Genomic DNA, 15,012 nt, shown 5'->3' with positions numbered 1-15,012 from the left:
CAGTTGCAGTGACTTACTTGATCTGATCCATGCTGTAGTAACCGCTGCCGATCAGGATTTTTTCCCAGTTGGAGGCATCGACGGGTACCGGTTCAAGCAGATAGGCGGGCACGACTTTTACGCCGTTGTCGTAAGTGGTGGTGTCGTTAATTTCGGGAACGGTTCCGGCCAGTACGGCTTCGACCATGCCCACGGTGACGCGGGCCAGCTCGCGGGTGTCCTTGAATACAGTGGAATACTGCTCACCGGCCAGTATCGATTTAACCGATTGCACCTCGGCATCCTGGCCCGACACAACCGGCATCACCATATCGCCGGAGCCATACCCCACACCCTTGAGGGACGACAGTATGCCGATGGAAAGACCATCGTAGGGCGACAGTACACCCTGTACCTTGCTGTCGGTGTAGTGGGCTGACATCAGGTTATCCATGCGGGCCTGGGCCACAGCGCCATCCCAACGCAGCGTACCCACGGTATCCATGCCCATCTGGCCCGACACAATTACTATGTCACCGGAATCAATCAGTGGCTGCAGCACTGACATGGCGCCGTTATAGAAGAAGTAGGCATTGTTATCATCCGGCGAACCGCCAAATAGCTCGACGTTATAGGGGGCCTGGCCGCGCTTTTTCATGCCCTCAACCAGGGTGGTGGCCTGCTGCACACCGACCTTGAAGTTATCGAAAGTGGCGTAGTAATCCACGTAGGCGCTTTCGCGAATCAGGCGATCATAGGAAATTACCTTGATATCGGACGCATGGGCGTTTTCCAGCGCATTGGACAAAGTGGTACCGTCTATCGCCGCGATCACCAGTACATTGACGCCCTTTACGATCATGTTTTCGATCTGGGACAGCTGGTTGGGAATATCATCCTCGGCATACTGCAGATCCGCCTTGAAACCCGCGGCCTCGAGCTGTTTGACCATGGAGTCGCCATCGGTAATCCAGCGTGCCGACGACTTGGTAGGCATCGAAATACCAACATAGCCTTTCTCGGCGGCGAATACGGCGCCAGACAGCATGACGGTACCCAGTGCAACGCTCGCCATGAGTTTCTTGAAGTGTTTCATTAGCATCTCCAGTGGTGCCAGCGCCTATGGAATTGATCCCGGCGCCAAACGCACATTATTGTTATCGTCGAGCCAATTGAGCCCCTCCAAGATAGTGCGGCACAGGCATACCAATCAAATTCATTTTATGTATAAATACATACCATAATTGGTATTCGAGGTGTTTTTATGGAACTCGGGCTCGCCAAAAACCTGAAGATCACCCAGCTGCGCCTGATCAGCGCGATCGCCGAACACGGCCAGATACGCATGGCCGCCGATGTGCTGGCCATCACCCAGCCGGCGGCATCGCGCATGCTGGCCGACACAGAGCAGCACCTGGGGGCCAAACTGTTCGAGCGTCACCCCAAGGGCATGGTGCCAACGCTGATCGGCCGCGCCCTGGCCCAGCGGGCGCACAACATGCTGGTTGAACTGCGGGATCTGTCGCGGGATCTGGATGAACTGAAAAGCGGTGAAGGGGGTATGGCCACCGTAGGCGCCGTGACCGGTGCCGCGGTGGGCTTTGTGATTCCGGCCATCAACCAGCTCAAGGCCACCTCCCCCAAGGCCGACATCCATGTGAATGTAGAGGCCAGTGAGGTACTGGTACGGGATCTGATCGGCGGCAAGAACGACTTCGTACTGGCCCGGCTGCCGCCCGGCTTCAACGCCAATGAATTCGAGCTGATGCCGGCGCGCACAGAAACCGTGAAACTGGTGGTGCGCAGTGATCATCCGCTGGCGCGGGCACGGGAGGTCGCCATTGGTGACCTGACACACTATGAATGGGTCATGCAGACCCACCGCGCCCCCATCCGCGAAGCCGTGGACTCCGCCTTTCTGGAGGCGCGGGCGCAGCCGCCCAGCAATATCATCAACACCACCTCCCTGCTGGCCATGATCGCCGTGCTGGTATCCACCTCCGCCATAGCCCCCCTGGCCAGCGAAGTCTCGGACCTGCTGGTCGGCAACCGTGTCGGCGCCAAACTCAGCGTGCTGCCGATCAAAAGGCCCATAGTGCTGTCGCCCTATTACCTGCTGCTGGTAAAGGGCCGCCAGCTCTCCCCCATCGCCAACCGTCTGCGCGCCCTGGTCGCCGCCGAGCTGAATCGCGGCACCAGGATCTGAAAACTCAGTCCCCCAGACTTAATATCAGTTACGCCCGGCTATCACACCGCCGTCGACATCCCAGATGGCACCGGTGACCCAGCTGGACTCATCCCCCAAAAGGAAATTAATCGCATAGGCCACATCATCCGGGGCGCCAATCCGGCCAATAGGGTGGAAACTATCAAAGGTCGCCAGGGTTTCATCCAGTAAGGCCGGGTTAATAAAAGCTTCATAGATTGGCGTTTTTACAACCGCCGGAGAAACAGCATTCACGCGAATATTGTGCTCAGCCAGCTCCATTGCCATATGCTGTGTTAGCGAGTGCAGCCCAGCCTTGGCCATTGAATATGCGGACGAGGGCGTGGCCTTGATTGCCTGCTTGGCCCACATGGAACCAATATGAACAATTGAGCCTCCCTGGTGTGCCGCCATATTATTTGCCACGGCCTGGGAGATAAAGAAAGTGGCACGGTTCAGATCCATATAGGTATCGTAATCTTCGTGGCCATGCTCCAGAAAAGCGGTAGGCTTGAACTTGCCAGCCGCATTCACAAGATACTTGATATGGCGCTGTTCATTGGCGACATAATCTATGACATGCTGAATATCGTTCGCGTCGTATAAATCGGCCTGCAGAGTTTCAACCTGCCCGATATCGACGAGAGATTTTTTAGCGGCGTCTAGCCTGGCACCGGAACTGCCGACAATCAGCGTATCAATACCGCGATTGAGTAACTGGCGTGCCGTTGCCAGGCCCATTCCACTGGAGCCACCTACGATCATGGCCAAAGGTTTATTCATGTTTTTCATCGAGTTATCTCCACTGCTCGTTGCAAGGTGTAGACGAATTCTATGAAACTGAGTAGCCTTTGGCACAGTAAGCACAATCCGGTGTAGTAGGTACTTAGTGGTACATGTTAATGAAAAATCAGGATAAATTATTTTCCAGAAAGTCCGCGCCTGAGCGCAGCGCCCGCATGGTCGAGACCATTTACGGCTGCAAATGGTCGCTTACCGTTTACCAGCTGCTGGCAAACGGCATCAATCGCCCAGGCGCCATGGTACGCAGCGTTGAAGGTTTAACCACCAAGGTACTTAACGAATGCCTGCGAAAAAACACGGACTTCGGTATTCTGCAGCGCCTGACCTATAATGAAGCGCCACCGCGCGTTGAGTATCAGGTTACCCGCTTTGGGGAAAAGTTTGTACGTATTCTGGATGAGCTTGAAAAACTGCAGGACGAGATTGAAAGTGAGGTATGAATAGAAACCAGGTGAAAGGTGAAAAAATTAAACGGCAATATCGATCTCCATAAAAAATATTATCTCAGGCACTGCACCCGGTAATTACTCGGGGTAATGCCAACCACCTTTTTAAAGGCTGTAATGAAATAATTGGAGTTATCATAGCCGACCATGGTAGCGATTTCGGTCGCGCTCAGATCGGTATTGATCAGCAGCGACTGGGCTTCGCCAATCCGCCGTCTGATCAGATACTGGATGGGGGAGCAGCCGACGGCTGCTTTGAACTTATGCGCCAGGTAATAATGACTGATACGCATATCCGCCGCCATTGACTTCAAGCCTATGGCTTCGCGGTAATGTTCGTCAATATAGTTTTTCACCTGCTGCCCGATATCAAAATGCTCCGAAGCAACACTCGGTTCATTATCGCGAATCAGGCTCAGCACAAGCACGATCAGTGCCTGCAGCAGCTGATTGCAAAACTCGCCCCCGTACCTGTGCTCCCAGCACACCCGGCTATAAAGCACCTGCAGTAGCTGATCGAATTCGGCATAGAGCGTACCACTTTGCAGCACCACACTATCGCCCGGTTCCGTTATGCGGTTCCTGCCCAGGCCCTTGAGTTTCAGGTTTCTGAAAGCACAGCAGAAAACGCTCATATCAGCATAGGGGCTGGCGGACTCGTCGTGCAGCACGCCGCTGTTGTAGATCAGCACATCACCCTTGCGGGTCTGATACTGGCGCCCATCAATAATATGAGAACCGCTGCCCTCGCGGATAAACAGAATCTCGATACAATCCTCGTGCCGGTGCATGGCACGGGGCAGCCGGGTATGAGTGGCGTCGGCGGCGCACATGTACATAAGCTCGGCCTGGCTTTCGATCTCCAGCCGACTGCGGGATTTCCGCTTTGCGAACCGCTGCATCATACTGCCTGTCTCCGCAACAACAGAGCCTGAGTATCACCGCCAGGTGGCGGACGGCGCAGGCGACGGCGCCATGCCGCCTGCGCCAATGCTCGCAGAGCCCCGCCGATGACGCAACTCTGTGCGCCTTCGCGCCAGGGCGCTATGCGTAATCGACCCAGGTTGCCCCCAGATCTGCAGAACGCACGCAGTTCTCGACCCAGCGCACCCCCTCGCATCCAGCCTCGATATCCGGAATACCCAAGGTACCGGCCAGTGCCGCATCCCCCTTGTCCATGGCTTCCATGGCCAGGGCAAAGCGGTAATACAGATTGGACCAGGCCTCGAACAGACCTTCAGGATGACCGGCACCGATACGGTCATCTTCCAGCGCATCGGGATAAAGGTAATCCATGCCACGCTCCAGTACCTGAGAGGGTTTGCCCTGCACTTCGTAGATCAGCTGATTGGGGTGCTCATCCCACCACTCCAGGCTGGCTTTGGAGCCGATTACCCTGATTTTCTGGCCATGCATGGAACCTGCGTTAACCGCCGACGCCCAGAGCGTGCCCGCCGCGCCGCCCTCGTACTCCATCATCACAAAGGCGTTATCCTCCAGCGGCGCCCGGCTTTTGACGAAGCTCTGCCGGCTGCACAGCAGGCGCTTGATTTTAAGCGCAGGCAACATCACCTCCGATAGATACAGCGGGTGGGTACCGACATCCCCCAGCACATAGCTGGGCCCGGCAAAGCGGGGATCGACCCGCCATTGAGTGCTGGGGTTGGCCCCCTCCACCGCTTCGCTGTGAAAACCGTGGGCAAACTGCATGTTAATGATGCGAATCTCGCCCAGGTCGCCATTGGCGATCATCGCCCGAGCCTGGCGGATCAACTGGTGCCCTGCGTAGCCATAGGTGACGCCGACGATTCGCCCCTTTGCCTCTGCCAGAGCGCGCAGCTCCTGGGCTTCTGCCAGCGTGAAGCAGAGCGGCTTTTCACACACCACATGCAGCCCGGCGTGCAGCGCCGCCTTGCAGATGGCGAAGTGGGTACCATTGGGCGTCGCGATCGAGACGGCCTGAATGCCATCGGGCCTTTTCGCTTCGGCGTCAAACATGGCCTGGTAATCGCCATAGCAGCGCTCAGCCTCCACCTGCAGGCGCAAGCCAAAATCACGCCCACGCTCAGGGTCTATATCGAAGGCTCCGGCTACCAGTTTGAAGACATTGTCTCGCAGTGCAGCCGAGCGATGAATGTAGCCTATCTGGCTCGCGCGGCCGCCCCCCACCATGGCCCAGCGAATCGGGCGTGCGACTTTCAGTTCACCATTGATCATGTTATTTGCCTCAGCGTTTTATTGTTGTTGGTTAAAGCCTTTGCCCTGCAGATACGCAAGACTTGCCGTCACATCCTCAAGACTGCCGGCGGCATTGCGCGGATCACGCTCCTGTTCGATAGTGATATAGCCCTGATAATCGATATCCCTGAGCAACTGATAGATGGCGTCGTAATCCACCACCCCCTGGCCGATGGGACACATGACGCCCTTGGCACAGGCGGCAAAGAAGTCGATGGGTTGGCCCATGACGGCGCTATAGATCCCAGGCTCGATATCCTTGAAGTGCAGGTAGTCGATGCGATCCTTGTGTTCACGAATCCACGCCACCGGATCCATCTTCGAGTAGTACAGATGGCCGGTATCCAGGCACAGGCCCGCGATAGCGTAGGGCACATCCAGCAGCAGCTGACGAATTTCGTCCTCAAACTCGATATAGCCGCCGGCATGGGGATGCACCACGGCGCGGATGCCGTATTCATCCCGGGCCAGCTCGGCAATGGCACGGATATGTGCCATGGTCTGCGCCCATTTTTCCGCACTCAGGCGCGGCGCCGCCCCGGGGTGCCCGGCCACCAGGCTGCGCTCTGCATGCACATGATCGATCAGCACCAGGTAGGGCGCCGGATAATGCTGACCTTTTTCCTGCGCCAGCTTCGGCAGGCTCGAGATCAGCGCGCAGATCTCATGGGTCTGCCGGAGCAGACTGTCGAGATTGGCGGGGTCAACCAGATTGTCGAAAATGGTGCCTGCGACGATACTCAACCCCCGCTGTTCAAGCGCCGCGCTCACCGTTTCGATATCAAGCGGCAGGTAGCCATAGGGACCCAGCTCTATGCCCTTGTAGCCAGCAATGGCAGCTTCATCGAGCACTTTCTGCCAGGGCGGAAGGTGGGGGTTACGGGGATCGTCGACACCCCAGCAGCAGGGTGCACTGGAAATTTTTATGCTCATTAGTGTGCCTCGAATTGGGTAACACGGATTGCCCAGGCCTGGCCCTGGATGCGGCACGACAATCAGCCTGCAGTGCAGCGCCCTATCAAACCTTGCCAGCGGATAGTGCATATTTAATCAGGCAGGGCCGGTATCGACGTTTGAATTCTTGCTCATTTTCAGGATGTAATGCGCAGCACAAGCGCGGTAAAAATCGCGAAGAAATACTCAATATTGGCTACTCAGCGGCCTGAAGCGCTCGCTTTTTAAGGGAGCACTGAAAGATGCGAATGCCGACAGAAGCAAAGTTCGCCTTCTGGCCCAGTACCTGGTATGCACCTGGACAAGGCCAGTAACTTCACTTTCTTGCTATTGAGCACCTGGCAGGCCTGTAATCGGGCAGCGGGTTGCCCAGGCTCTCAGAGGACAAGATCCCACTGAAGCAGCCCCATATAGAAACGGCCCTGCAAAAGCAGGGCCGTTTCTATATGCGTCACGATGGCGAAATGTCTGCGACAGAGCGCAGCTGCGGGTTATTTCATCATCGGTGCCCGCTCGCACAGGCTGTTCAGCGCCGCCACCCAGTCGGGATGATCATTCAGGCAGGGCACCAGCACCAGTTCTTCGCCACCGGCGCTGCGGAACTGTTCGCTGCCCCGGTCACCTATCTCCTCCAGCGTTTCGATACAGTCCGCGACAAAGGCCGGGCACATCACCAGTATCTTCTTTACGCCCTGGTGGGCCAGTTCTTCAAGGCGCTGTTCGGTGTAGGGCTCTATCCATTTGGCGCGCCCAAGGCGGGACTGAAAAGACACTGACCATTTATCGGCGGGCAGGCCCAGCTGAGCGGCGAAAGCCTCGGCACTGTGCATGCATTGGGCACGGTAGCAGTGCTGCAGTACCTCGGCGGGCGCTGTGGCACAGCAATCTGCAGCGCCGCAGCAATGACTGCCGGTCACATCGAGTTTTTTCAGATGCCGCTCCGGCAGGCCATGAAAACTCAACAGCAGATGATCGTAATCCTGCACCAGGTGCGGTCGGGCACTTGCCACCAGCGCATCCATATATTCAGGCTGATCATAAAAAGGCTGCAGCAGCGACAGTTGAATGTCCAGTTTGCGCTCGCTCAATACCCGCTTCGCCTCTTCGATTACCGTGGTCACGGTGCTGTCGGCAAACTGTGGATAGAGCGGCGCCAGCGTCACTCTCGTAATACCCTGGGCGGCGAGTTTACTTAACTGGGTTTCGATCGACGGCTCACCGTAACGCATGGCCAGCTCCACCGGGCCCTGCTGCCAGGTGCTTGCCATGGCCTGCTGCAGGCGCTGGCTCAGTACCACCAGCGGCGAGCCCTGCTCCCACCAGATGGAGGCGTAGGCATGAGCCGAATCCTTGGGCCGGCGGATCAGAATCAGCGACACCAGCAGGCGGCGTACCGGCCAGGGCAGATCGATCACATAGGGGTCCATCAGGAACTGGTTCAGGTAGCGTCGAACATCCGCCACCTCGGTCGAGGCCGGCGAGCCCAGGTTAACCAACAGTAACGCCTGATCCTTCATGCCATCTCCTGTTTCAAATTCGCCCGCCACTAAGGCAACGGACAGCTTAAAAGCGCTAAATTCTAGGGCGAAGTCCTGCCGCTGTCATTGAAACAGATAAAAAACTCGCCCGGCTGATCCATTTCATGGCTGCAACCGTATCTGTCTTTGGAAAGTAGCATCAGCTCAATGCCCACCAATGCGACAGAAAGGAATTTGACTATACAGGCATTGATTAACAGCATGGACGCCGACACTGCAGCGAGAGAAGGTCAGTTATCATGAATCCAATTAATCCAGGCGCGCTGCAGCTCTCCAAATGGACAGCAACTGATCCCAAGAACAGTGAAAGCCACTTCCTGGTGACCGCAGTTGTTTTTGATGACGAGAATCGCCTGCAAGATGTCGAACTTCGCGCCACCAAGCCTCAAAGCACCCTGCGCCTGTGCTGGCAGGCACTGCAGGACGATACACTCTGGACACCCGGTTGGGTCTGAACAGCACTTCCCTCAGTAAAACACGATAGGCTAAATTGACGCCTACTTTGCTGAGTCATCCAGTCTCGGTTCCTGTGCGTATACTCAGTAATCACCGCACCCCAGAGGAGAGACACCATCGTGAACCGCATCAATCCGCAAAAACTGCAGCTGTCCAAATGGACCGCAACCCTGCCGCACAATCGAGAGAAGCACTTCCTGGTAACGGAGCTGTTTCGGGACGACGAAGGCACTGTGCTGGAAGTCGAGCTTCAGGCGGTATTGTCCAAGCGCAACCAGCGCCTGCCCTGGCAGACGCTGCAGGACGATAGTCACTGGAGTATGGGCTGGAAATAAAGTGTCCATACCTGGACTGCTTTGGGTTGTTCCACACTCCAGGCACAGAGTAAACCGCCGATACAGATCAGCGACAAGCCGCCGTATCACCCCAGAAAGCGCCGCAGCACCTCACAAAACCGCTCCGGCTCTTCGACATGGGCGAAGTGCCCCGAGTTTTCAAACACTTCCAGCTGGGCGCCAGGGATCTCCCGGGCAATTTCTTCTGACATCGCCAGTGGCGTTACACAATCCTGGCGACCGGCAATCACCAGCGCCGGAATCTGCAGCCTTTTGAGCCCAGGCCTCAGATCCATGCTCGCAGCCTCGCTACCCATAAAGGTTAGTAACGGCGCAATGTGCAGAGGCAATTGTGCAGTACGCTGCAGATACTGCTCAGCCTTGCCATCAAAGGCACTAAAGTGAAATTTCACCATCCGTGACCATAATTTACTGGCCTCTTCATCGGTCGTACAGCGACCTGACCACCAGTCCCGCAGGGCCGCCATCGAATCCGCAAACCAGGGCTGATTCTGGTAAGCCATCAGGGCGCTGAGCATTTGCTGCGGATCTGTGAGGCTGGCGCCAAAACAGGCACTGCTGCTGTAGAGAATGAGTTTTCCTGGCCCGTCGGGATAACGGCGGGCATACTCCTGGGCCACCATGCCACCGTGGGACCAGCCCAGAATGGCGGGTTTTTCCAGCTCCAGGTGGCTGCACAGCGCATCCAGATCGGCGGCATAATCCGCCAGCCCGTAGGCGCCATTGGCGGGTGCCGCCGACAGACCAGAACCCCGCGGATGCAGGACAATAACGCTCGCGAAGGCATCGATACCGGCCAAATCATCCCAGGAGCGCGCATCCCAGCCAGGACCACCGGAATGGGCGATCAATACAGGCCCCTGGCCCCGAACACTGTAGTGAATGCGAGTGCCATTCAAAACGACATTATATTCGCCGGGGATTAGCTCAGGCATGCAACAGTTCCTTGCGTGTAACAGTGAGCCTGCAGCTTGCACCCATCACGGGCGCTGGTGCAAATTTTCTGTGCATAAAAGGTACGAGGTGCGAGGTACGAGGTACGAGGTACGAGGTACGAGGTACGAGGTACGAGGTACGAGGTACGAGGAACAGAAAAGGGGCTATGGGTAAAAGTCAGGGGCTAGGGGCTAGGGGCTAGAAGTTAGAAGCTAGAAGCTGGAAAAAGCTGGGGCCAGAAACGAAGAAGGCCTGTGCGCCGGGGAAAGTAGCGTCACAGGCCTGAAAAAGCTGCTCTACACGAGCGTCATGCGGTTAGAGCACGGCGATGGTGTAGTTCAGGATCAGACGGTTTTCGTCCGAGTTGTAGGTTTCGCTGGAGCGAACGCTGGCGTTACGCAGGCGCAGGGACAGGCCTTCAATGTTCTGGAAGCTGTATTTCAGCTCCACATCACGTTCCCATTCCTTGCCTTCGGTGGCATCGCTGCGACGGATATCGGTGCCGCGGGTGTAACGGGTCATGAACGACAAGCCAGGAACCGCCGCGAAATCGTAATCAACACGTGCCTGCCAAGATTGCTCGTTGGCGCGGTCAAAGTCCAGACGCTGCACCGAGTTCCAGCTGCTCAGGCCGCTGTCGTCGTGATCGAATCCATCCCAGGACTCTTCATATTCGTCGCCATCGACGTTCTGCCAGGACAGGGTGAATTTGGCATTGTCGATCTTCAGCTGGGCCGCCAGGTTGGTCAGATCACTTTCGTAATCCGAACCTACGGAGTCCAGCGCGCCAGCGCCATCGGCTTCACCGTGGTAGTGGTGCAGATCCAGCACCAACTCGGCACCGCCGGACAGCTGCACCGGGTAGCTGGCGTTGACATAGGTCTGCTGCAGCACGTTATCTGCTTCGCCGTAGGCCAGCTGTAATGCCAGGCCGTTGTCGAAGCTGTAGCCACCACCAATGACCGCGACTTCAAAATCCTTGCCAGTATTATCGGTATAGGACTCAAAATCGTCTTCGGTCTTGGATGTGCCCTTGTCGGACCAGATACCGTACAGATCGACACCGTTGAAGTTACCAGTAGCCATCACCGCCTGGGTTGCACTGGAGGTAGCGCGGGAATCAGAATCGTTGAACAGCGGCGTATCCAGCACCATGCGACCGGCGCGCAGTTCCGCGTTTTCACCCAGCTTCAGCTTGACCAGCGCCTGGCCGAGCTTGGTGTAACCACTCTGGGAGCCGTCAGTGTTGGTCTGCAGTACGCCAGTACCGCCTTCGCCCCGATCGCCGGACAGCTTGGCGACACTGAACAGGGATGCATCAAAGCCAATCAGGTCGTTGGCATAGCCAGACTGGTAATCCAGTCGCAGTGCCTGACCCAGGGCTTCGGAATCGGCGTTGCCGGAATCCTTGTCACGGTTGAAGTAGAAGGTACGGAAACTGGCCGACAGGCTGTCATCTTCAAACAAACCGGAACCGGCGGCAGTCGCCTGCAGACTCAGGGTTGTAGATGCCAGGACAGCGGCGGTGATCGCGGTGCGCTTGAATTGCATGAAGGTCTAGCTCCTTGCCAAAGGTGAATCGAAACTCGAAAGCCTGAACCATATACGTACCGGTCGGTTTACAGTAGTATTCTGCGCGTTATTACTGTTTAAACCATAAGTTTAAGGCAGGCATAAACCACTATGATTCCACCTCAGTTATCCCTGTTTCGTACCGTGATCGTCGCCGGAAATTTTTCGTCCGCAGCGCGCCAGCTGGGCATTTCTGCCGCCGCCGTCAGCAAGGCTATTGCCCAGCTGGAGAAAAATTTGGGCCTGCGACTGTTCCATCGCACCACCCATTCCCTGACCCTGACCCAGGATGGCCAGAAGCTCGCTGAGCGCGTGATGCCGCTGCTCGATGAACTGGAACAGCAACTCACACTCAGTACCGATACCCAACAGGCCGCCTGCGGAAGACTAAAGGTCAATCTGCCCGGCAGTTTCGGCCGCCGTCTGATTTTGCCGCTGCTGCCGGCGTTCCAGCAGCGCTACCCCGATATAGAACTGGACCTGCATTTCGACGACCGCATACGCGACCTGGTGGGGGAAGGCTTCGATATTGGCATCGGTAATGGCGTGCACGAAGACAGCCAGTTGATTGCCCGCCCGCTCCCCCCCCAATCCTGGGTGACGGTAGCCTCGCAGGACTACCTTGCAGCCCACCCCGTGCCTCTGCATCCCAACGCGCTGGCGCAGCATCGCTGCATCGGCTACCGCTCTCCCACCTCGGGCCGCATCCAGCCCTGGTCTTATCGAGTCGCCGGCAAAAGCGCTAAAGTCATGCCCTGCGGCGGCCCTACTGTTACCACAGTGGAAGCCACACTGGACGCCGCACGTTTGGGGATGGGAATAGCGCTGCTGGGACTCTGGCATGCCGCAGCCGATATCCGCAGCGGCATCCTGGTGCCCCTACTGGACAGCTTCGCCCCGCCGCCGGTTCCCATCTGGATCTATTATTCGTCCCGCAACTATCTGCCGGCGCGCACCCGGCTGCTTATCGATCACCTGCTGACGACCTTCCCGGACCACGCCAGGACAGTGTCGCTGCTGCCGGCAAACAGAGCCGCGACTCCACAAACAACGACAACACCGGTATCAGGTGCCAGCCAATAAAAAGCGCAGCCTCTGTGGAGTGCTGCGCTTATTAACATCTAAACGGCTGCCTTTGCTGAGCAAGCCCTTAAAAGCCCATAGGTTATTGAATATCCAGCGCCAGCAGTCTTCAATCAGCTGGGTGATATTCATTCTGATTACACCTTCATTCACCAGTCGCAAACGCTCCACGGCCACAAAGGTATCACCGAAGGCTGCAGTATAGGGCTCATCAATCAAGCGTCTCAGCGCTATCGCAAGACACCCGGCTTGACGGCCACGCCCTGACATTCCTGTTCAACATTCGGATTGCGCGCCCATGGCCGCTTACCATGCCACCGCAGAGCAGATCGCCGAAACCCATCCGCTGCTCGGCGACGCTTTTCTCTGGAATGCCGGTTTTCATGTTATGCCTGCGCTATATCATCATTTCGCGCTATTAACCCGGCGGGTTAATAGACGACTCAGGGATAAAAGCTAAAAGACCGCACTTCCTGTTCATAACGGATGACGGCGAAGGATACCGTTTATCCGCCAGGCCAATACCACAAAGTTGCTCTACGCTTTCATGGCCGCCGGGCAGCCAAATGTATGAAACGATTGTTTTATACTTGGTGCCCCCGGTCACAATACCCGTTTTGTTTGACACTCACTGAAGTGCTCAATGCGCCGTCTTCGGTGGAATATCCGTAGAGGAGTACTAAATGAAAAATATCAGATATGCGCTGTTGGTCGCTGTAGCAGCTGCCAGTCCAACTGGCTGGGGCGCGGTGCCGATCGACACCGCTACCCTGCGCAGCGCCGTCACCGTAGAAGGCGTCAGAAGCCATCAGCTGGCCTTCCAGGATTTTGCCGACGCCAATGGAGGCACGCGCGCGGCCACGACCGGGGGCTACGACGAATCAGCCACCTATGTTGCGCAAATGATGCTGGACGCCGGTTATGATGTCTCGATAGAACCCTTTGACTTTCCATATTTCGAGGAGTTTTCGCCTGCAATACTGGAGCAGACAGCACCTATCATCAGGGTATACCCCTATGCCGATATCAGTGGTTTTGTCACCATGACGTATTCCGGTGGCGGTAACGTAACGGCAGCGGCCACAGGCGTTGATCTGCAATTGCCACCCGGCGCTGATGCCAACAATTCAACAAGTGGCTGTGAAGCGACAGATTTCGCCGGCTTCCCTGTTGGGAATATTGCAGTGATTCAGCGGGGCAGCTGCAGCTTTCAACTAAAGGCACTCAATGCAGAAAACGCCGGTGCAGTTGGGGTCGTGATATTTAATGAAGGTCAGCCAGGACGAACAGACGCCTTCAACGGTACCCTGGCAGACCCTGTGGTTGGCATACCTGTCGTGGGCGCCGCCTTCTCCGTGGGAGAGGAGCTTGCTGCCGGCGGCGTGATGGCTAAACTCAGCGTCGACGCCGTATCTGAGGTTCGTACTACCGATAATGTGATCGCCGAAACCATGGGGGGCCGGGATGACCGAGTTGTTGTAGTCGGTGCCCACCTGGACTCTGTACCCGAAGGCCCTGGTATTCAGGATAATGGCAGCGGCTCCGCGGCGATCCTCGAGATTGCACTGCAGATGGCAGCCATGGGCACAGAACCCCGTAACAAGGTTCGCTTTGCCTGGTGGGGCGCTGAAGAGTCCGGACTACAGGGTTCGCAGGCCTACGTCGACGGATTGTCGCCGCGCGAGATCAAGAACATTGCGTTGAATCTCAATTTCGACATGATAGGTTCGCCCAATTTCGTGCGCTTTGTATACGACGGCGACGGATCGGCCACCGAAGCCGCAGGCCCGAACGGCTCGAGTAATATCGAGCAGGTATTCCTCGACTACTTTGCCGCTCAAGCTCTGCCAGTCGAAGCCACCGCCTTCGACGGCCGCTCCGATTATGGTCCCTTCATTGCAGCCGGCATACCCGCAGGCGGCCTATTCACTGGCGCCGAAGATATCAAGTCCGAAGAAGAAGCCGCACTTTATGGCGGCACCGCTGGGGATCAGTACGATCCTTGCTATCACCTGGCCTGCGATACCTATGACAACATCAGCCTGCAAGCGCTGGATCAAATGTCCGATGCCGCTGCCCACGCGATCTATAGCTTCGCGATGACCACGTCCTCGGTCAATGGTACCGACAAGGGCTCTGACAAGGCGAAAAAGGCAGCCGAAACCCTTGAGTATCTGGGCAACAAACTGCGTCGATAACACACCACTGCGATACAGGGAGGCCAGGAGGCTGTCCGAGAATGCTGGCCGTAGCGAGAGCCGACTGATTTGAGCGGGTTTTTGCGGTGTTTTAAGACGATAAATCGGCAGGATTGCCGATTTACACAGCGTTAGCTGCCCACCGGACAAGCTACAGGCTGTCTCTCATACACTTCTGACGCTTCCGACGACCCCCTACGTGTAGTTCCCACGTGCGTCGACGCACTGCAAATGAAATCACTAAAA

General features: G+C 56.7%; 16 protein-coding genes. 7 read left to right on the top strand and 9 right to left on the bottom strand.

Translation table 11 applies throughout. From position 1 onward, the window contains the following. Nucleotides 1-13: 13 nt before the first annotated feature. Entirely contained in the window at nt 14-1,075 is a 1,062-nt protein-coding gene (gene chvE / locus MPRO_RS14730; protein WP_067294151.1) for a multiple monosaccharide ABC transporter substrate-binding protein, read from the bottom strand. Between the two features lie 168 nt (nt 1,076-1,243). On the opposite strand from chvE, the gene MPRO_RS14725 reads away from it, so the two are divergent. Then, the gene (locus tag MPRO_RS14725; RefSeq protein ID WP_067294148.1) at nt 1,244-2,185 is read left to right on the top strand and encodes a LysR family transcriptional regulator; all 942 of its coding nucleotides are present in this window, start codon (nt 1,244-1,246) and stop codon (nt 2,183-2,185) included. A 24-nt stretch (nt 2,186-2,209) separates the two neighbouring features. Here the strand turns inward: MPRO_RS14725 and MPRO_RS14720 are convergent, their stop codons facing one another. Next, nucleotides 2,210-2,977 (bottom strand): SDR family NAD(P)-dependent oxidoreductase, encoded by a 768-nt coding sequence (locus MPRO_RS14720; protein WP_067294145.1) that lies wholly within the window; start codon nt 2,975-2,977, stop codon nt 2,210-2,212. Between the two features lie 110 nt (nt 2,978-3,087). Here MPRO_RS14720 and MPRO_RS14715 point away from each other — a divergent pair, with 110 nt between their 5' ends. Further along, nucleotides 3,088-3,429 (top strand): winged helix-turn-helix transcriptional regulator, encoded by a 342-nt coding sequence (locus tag MPRO_RS14715; protein WP_067294143.1) that lies wholly within the window; start codon nt 3,088-3,090, stop codon nt 3,427-3,429. 59 nt (nt 3,430-3,488) lie between these two features. Here the strand turns inward: MPRO_RS14715 and MPRO_RS14710 are convergent, their stop codons facing one another. The 4 genes from MPRO_RS14710 to hemH form a co-directional block, all read right to left on the bottom strand. Next, nucleotides 3,489-4,340 (bottom strand): AraC family transcriptional regulator, encoded by an 852-nt coding sequence (locus tag MPRO_RS14710; protein ID WP_082708812.1) that lies wholly within the window; start codon nt 4,338-4,340, stop codon nt 3,489-3,491. Nucleotides 4,341-4,479: 139 nt separating this feature from the next. Further along, nucleotides 4,480-5,652 carry a Gfo/Idh/MocA family protein gene (locus MPRO_RS14705; RefSeq protein WP_067294142.1) on the bottom strand — a complete coding sequence of 391 codons (1,173 nt, stop codon included), beginning with the start codon at nt 5,650-5,652 and terminating at the stop codon, nt 4,480-4,482. 18 nt (nt 5,653-5,670) lie between these two features. Continuing rightward, the gene (locus MPRO_RS14700; protein WP_067294139.1) at nt 5,671-6,606 is read right to left on the bottom strand and encodes a sugar phosphate isomerase/epimerase family protein; all 936 of its coding nucleotides are present in this window, start codon (nt 6,604-6,606) and stop codon (nt 5,671-5,673) included. Between the two features lie 512 nt (nt 6,607-7,118). Next, a complete protein-coding gene (gene hemH, locus MPRO_RS14695; RefSeq protein ID WP_067294136.1) occupies nt 7,119-8,144 on the bottom strand; it encodes a ferrochelatase in 1,026 nt (341 codons plus the stop codon). A gap of 260 nt (nt 8,145-8,404) precedes the next feature. Here hemH and MPRO_RS14690 point away from each other — a divergent pair, with 260 nt between their 5' ends. Both MPRO_RS14690 and MPRO_RS14685 read left to right on the top strand, forming a co-directional pair. Beyond that, on the top strand, nt 8,405-8,620 hold the full coding sequence (locus tag MPRO_RS14690; RefSeq protein ID WP_067294133.1) for a TIGR02450 family Trp-rich protein: 216 nt from the start codon (nt 8,405-8,407) through the stop codon (nt 8,618-8,620). A 120-nt stretch (nt 8,621-8,740) separates the two neighbouring features. Continuing rightward, on the top strand, nt 8,741-8,956 hold the full coding sequence (locus tag MPRO_RS14685; protein WP_067294131.1) for a TIGR02450 family Trp-rich protein: 216 nt from the start codon (nt 8,741-8,743) through the stop codon (nt 8,954-8,956). Nucleotides 8,957-9,042: 86 nt separating this feature from the next. Here the strand turns inward: MPRO_RS14685 and MPRO_RS14680 are convergent, their stop codons facing one another. After that, nucleotides 9,043-9,912 carry an alpha/beta fold hydrolase gene (locus tag MPRO_RS14680; protein ID WP_067294129.1) on the bottom strand — a complete coding sequence of 290 codons (870 nt, stop codon included), beginning with the start codon at nt 9,910-9,912 and terminating at the stop codon, nt 9,043-9,045. 316 nt (nt 9,913-10,228) lie between these two features. Further along, the gene (locus MPRO_RS14675; RefSeq protein ID WP_067294126.1) at nt 10,229-11,464 is read right to left on the bottom strand and encodes an OprD family outer membrane porin; all 1,236 of its coding nucleotides are present in this window, start codon (nt 11,462-11,464) and stop codon (nt 10,229-10,231) included. A 132-nt stretch (nt 11,465-11,596) separates the two neighbouring features. On the opposite strand from MPRO_RS14675, the gene MPRO_RS14670 reads away from it, so the two are divergent. Next, entirely contained in the window at nt 11,597-12,568 is a 972-nt protein-coding gene (locus tag MPRO_RS14670; RefSeq protein WP_082708810.1) for a LysR family transcriptional regulator, read from the top strand. On the opposite strand, the gene MPRO_RS14665 is transcribed toward MPRO_RS14670, so the two are convergent. Continuing rightward, on the bottom strand, nt 12,551-12,787 hold the full coding sequence (locus MPRO_RS14665; protein ID WP_067294121.1) for a hypothetical protein: 237 nt from the start codon (nt 12,785-12,787) through the stop codon (nt 12,551-12,553). The two genes, MPRO_RS14670 and MPRO_RS14665, sit on opposite strands and share 18 nt — an antisense overlap. Nucleotides 12,788-12,866: 79 nt before the next feature. On the opposite strand from MPRO_RS14665, the gene MPRO_RS25860 reads away from it, so the two are divergent. Next, nucleotides 12,867-13,028 (top strand): hypothetical protein, encoded by a 162-nt coding sequence (locus MPRO_RS25860; protein WP_158651831.1) that lies wholly within the window; start codon nt 12,867-12,869, stop codon nt 13,026-13,028. A gap of 223 nt (nt 13,029-13,251) precedes the next feature. Continuing rightward, on the top strand, nt 13,252-14,766 hold the full coding sequence (locus MPRO_RS26515) for a M20/M25/M40 family metallo-hydrolase (protein ID WP_067294118.1): 1,515 nt from the start codon (nt 13,252-13,254) through the stop codon (nt 14,764-14,766). Nucleotides 14,767-15,012 lie beyond the last annotated feature (246 nt).

It is taken from the genome of Marinobacterium profundum (genome assembly GCF_001528745.1).
Classification (GTDB): domain Bacteria; phylum Pseudomonadota; class Gammaproteobacteria; order Pseudomonadales; family Balneatricaceae; genus Marinobacterium_A; species Marinobacterium_A profundum.
This window is presented reverse-complemented; position numbering and strand designations above follow the sequence as displayed.

Coding starts and splice junctions, on each gene's coding strand:
- chvE (WP_067294151.1), bottom strand. CDS start 1,075: ATGAAACACTTCAAGAAACTCATGGCGAGCGTTGCACTGGGTACCGTC.
- MPRO_RS14725 (WP_067294148.1), top strand. CDS start 1,244: ATGGAACTCGGGCTCGCCAAAAACCTGAAGATCACCCAGCTGCGCCTG.
- MPRO_RS14720 (WP_067294145.1), bottom strand. CDS start 2,977: ATGAAAAACATGAATAAACCTTTGGCCATGATCGTAGGTGGCTCCAGT.
- MPRO_RS14715 (WP_067294143.1), top strand. CDS start 3,088: ATGAAAAATCAGGATAAATTATTTTCCAGAAAGTCCGCGCCTGAGCGC.
- MPRO_RS14710 (WP_082708812.1), bottom strand. CDS start 4,340: ATGATGCAGCGGTTCGCAAAGCGGAAATCCCGCAGTCGGCTGGAGATC.
- MPRO_RS14705 (WP_067294142.1), bottom strand. CDS start 5,652: ATGATCAATGGTGAACTGAAAGTCGCACGCCCGATTCGCTGGGCCATG.
- MPRO_RS14700 (WP_067294139.1), bottom strand. CDS start 6,606: ATGAGCATAAAAATTTCCAGTGCACCCTGCTGCTGGGGTGTCGACGAT.
- hemH (WP_067294136.1), bottom strand. CDS start 8,144: ATGAAGGATCAGGCGTTACTGTTGGTTAACCTGGGCTCGCCGGCCTCG.
- MPRO_RS14690 (WP_067294133.1), top strand. CDS start 8,405: ATGAATCCAATTAATCCAGGCGCGCTGCAGCTCTCCAAATGGACAGCA.
- MPRO_RS14680 (WP_067294129.1), bottom strand. CDS start 9,912: ATGCCTGAGCTAATCCCCGGCGAATATAATGTCGTTTTGAATGGCACT.
- MPRO_RS14675 (WP_067294126.1), bottom strand. CDS start 11,464: ATGCAATTCAAGCGCACCGCGATCACCGCCGCTGTCCTGGCATCTACA.
- MPRO_RS14670 (WP_082708810.1), top strand. CDS start 11,597: ATGATTCCACCTCAGTTATCCCTGTTTCGTACCGTGATCGTCGCCGGA.
- MPRO_RS25860 (WP_158651831.1), top strand. CDS start 12,867: ATGGCCGCTTACCATGCCACCGCAGAGCAGATCGCCGAAACCCATCCG.
- MPRO_RS26515 (WP_067294118.1), top strand. CDS start 13,252: ATGAAAAATATCAGATATGCGCTGTTGGTCGCTGTAGCAGCTGCCAGT.